At 73.3% G+C, this 2,521-nt stretch carries 1 protein-coding gene, 1 tRNA gene and 1 pseudogene; 1 reads left to right on the forward strand and 2 read right to left on the reverse strand.

Annotated features, from left to right (window positions below):
* Positions 1–60: 60 nt before the first annotated feature.
* Positions 61–941: pseudogene (locus tag VR45_RS07805) on the reverse strand (DUF3662 and FHA domain-containing protein).
* Between the two features lie 418 nt (positions 942–1,359).
* On the opposite strand from VR45_RS07805, the gene VR45_RS07810 reads away from it, so the two are divergent.
* Positions 1,360–1,443 (forward strand) — tRNA-Leu (locus VR45_RS07810).
* Between the two features lie 125 nt (positions 1,444–1,568).
* On the opposite strand, the gene VR45_RS07815 is transcribed toward VR45_RS07810, so the two are convergent.
* A partial coding sequence (locus tag VR45_RS07815; protein ID WP_045938934.1) for a histidine kinase occupies positions 1,569–2,521 on the reverse strand: 953 nt, incomplete at its 5' end.

Here is a 2,521-nt window from a genome sequence, read left to right on the forward strand (position 1 = left end):
ACGGCCAGGAAGCCCAGCCGCATGACCGTGAGGGTCAGTTCTGACATAACCGCGCCCGCTCTACCCTTCGACCTGTCGGTAGACGATGGTGGTGGAGCCCACGACGATTCGAGAGCCGTCGCGGAGCGTAGCGCGCTGGGTGTGCTGTCCGTCCACCACGATGCCGTTCGTCGACCCCAGGTCCAGCACCATCGAGGGGGTTCCGGGGCGGATCTCGGCGTGCTTGCGGGACACTCCGGGGTCGTCGATGCGGACGTCCGCCTCGGTGGAGCGGCCGAGCACGCAGGCGTTCCCGGAGATCTGGTGGCGGGCGCCGTTCACCTCGATCCAGCGGCGCACCGAGGTGCCGTGGCCGGCGCCCGGGAAGGGGCGCACAGTGCCGCCGGCGGGGGCGGTCGGCGCGGCGGGCGGGGTCGCGGGGGGCGCGGCCGGCGGAGGCGGGGGCGCGGCGTACTGGGCACCGCCGCCCTGCTGCCACGGCGCACCGGGGGCCGGAGCGGCCGGCGGGCGGCCGTAGCCGGGCTGGGGGGCTGGGTCGGCTGCGCGGGGGCCTGCTGCTGCGGCTCCTCCGCGGCGAGGGTGCGGCTGCGCACCCGGTACAGGCCGGTGTCGAGGTCGTCGGCCTTCTCCAGGTTCACCTGCAGCGGGCCCATGAAGGTGTAGCGCTGGGCCTCCGCGTACTCGCGGACCATGCCGGCGAGCTCGTTGCCCAGCTGCCCGGAGTAGGGGCTCAGCCGCTCGTGGTCGTGCGGGCTGAGTTCGACGATGAAGTCGTTGGGCACGACGGTCCGCTCGCGGTTCCAGATGCTCGCGTTGTTGTCGCACTCGCGCTGCAGCGCTCCGGCGATCTCCACGGGCTGGACCTCGGACTTGAACACCTTGGCGAAGGTGCCGTTGACGAGACCCTCAAGTCGCTGCTCGAACTTCTTCAGCACTCCCATGGGGCACCCCCTTCCAGGGTTCGTTCGCCTGCCTGCCGACCGGTTTCCGGGGGGAGCCGGTCGCGCCTACTTGCGGTACTTCCGTACTGATCGTATCCACGCCGGGGCCATCCGTACGGTTCCCGGACCACGTGGTGCCCGGGGGTGGGCTCGGACACACAGGGTGACGCATGCGGGCGGCAGCATGCCAGGGCTACCCGCCCGGCGGGCCCGCCATCCCTCGCTCGCCTGTTCGCCGGGCATCCGTTCGGATGCGCTCCGCCTCCCCCGGGAACGGATTCGGAGGTGACCCGCAGGTCGTGCTACTGTTTTGCATGTCGGAAGGGGCGCCCACCGGGCGGCCCGATCGAAGAAACGCGAAGGCCACATGGTACCGAGCGGATCGGCTGATCGACCGGCAAGCGGTGAAAACACCCATGCGCGGGTGGCGGAATAGGCAGACGCGCTGGATTCAGGTTCCAGTGCCCGAAAGGGCGTGGGGGTTCAACTCCCCCCTCGCGCACAGCGAAGCCCCGCAGATCTTCGGATCTGCGGGGCTTTTTTGTTCCCCGGTGCCGGACCCGGTCCCGCACCGGCGGCGGCGTCCCGGACTCCGGGGCCGGTCCGGGGGCGGCCCGGGGCCCCGGTTCAGGAGGACGGCGCCGGGAGGTCGGCGCGGACCTCGAAGCCGCCGTCCGGGGTCGGGCCGGCGTCGAGCGAGCCGCCGAGCAGCTGGGCGCGTTCGCGCAGGCCGACCAGGCCGTGGCCGCCGCCGGGCAGGATCCGGTCGGGGCGGACCGGCGGGGCGTCGTTGCGCACCTCGACCCGCAGCCGTCGGCCCCGGGCCCGGATCCGGACGTGCACCGCGGCCTGCGGCGCGTACTTGGTGATGTTGGTGAGCGCCTCCTGGACGGTGCGGTAGGCGGCCCGCTCGACCGCCTCCGGCCAGGGGCGGTCGCCCGGGGCGAGCTCGGTGTCGGCGGCCAGTCCGCTCTCCTCGATCAGCCGGGGCAGGTCGGCCAGCCTGGGCTGCGGGGCCAGCGGGGCACCGGTCCTCGGCCCGCCGGCCCGCAGCACGCCGACCATCTGTCGCAGCTCCTCCAGGGTGCGCACGGACAGTTCGCGGATGGTCGCCGCGGCACCCGAGGCCGCCGGGTCGGCGGTGGACACCTGGAGCGCGCCCGCCTGGATGCTGATCAGACTGACCTGGTGCGAGACCACGTCGTGCATCTCCCGGGCGAGCCGGCTGCGCTCCTCGCTGAGCACCCGGTCGGCCAGCAGCCGGCTCTCCCGGGCCTGGCCCCGGGTGAGCTCGTCCAGCCGGGCCGCCAGCTCGCGCCTGGTCCGGGACAGCAGACCGGTGGCGGCCGGGCCCGCCGCGAGCATCACGGACTGGATGGCGTACAGCGCGGTGTCCCGGGTCGGCTCGAAGGACTGCTCGGACAGCGGCCAGTGGAAGAACTCCACCAGCGCGAAGAGCGAGGCGCAGGGGAGCACCACCCGGGAGTGGGGGCGTTCGGCCGCCACCGTGTAGACGGCGGTTATCGGGGCGAGCCAGATGTCGTCGAGGTAGCTGCCGGGCATCGTCAGCAGCAGCACGG

This window comes from Streptomyces sp. NRRL S-495 (assembly GCF_000966955.1).
Lineage (GTDB): Bacteria > Actinomycetota > Actinomycetes > Streptomycetales > Streptomycetaceae > Kitasatospora > Kitasatospora purpeofusca.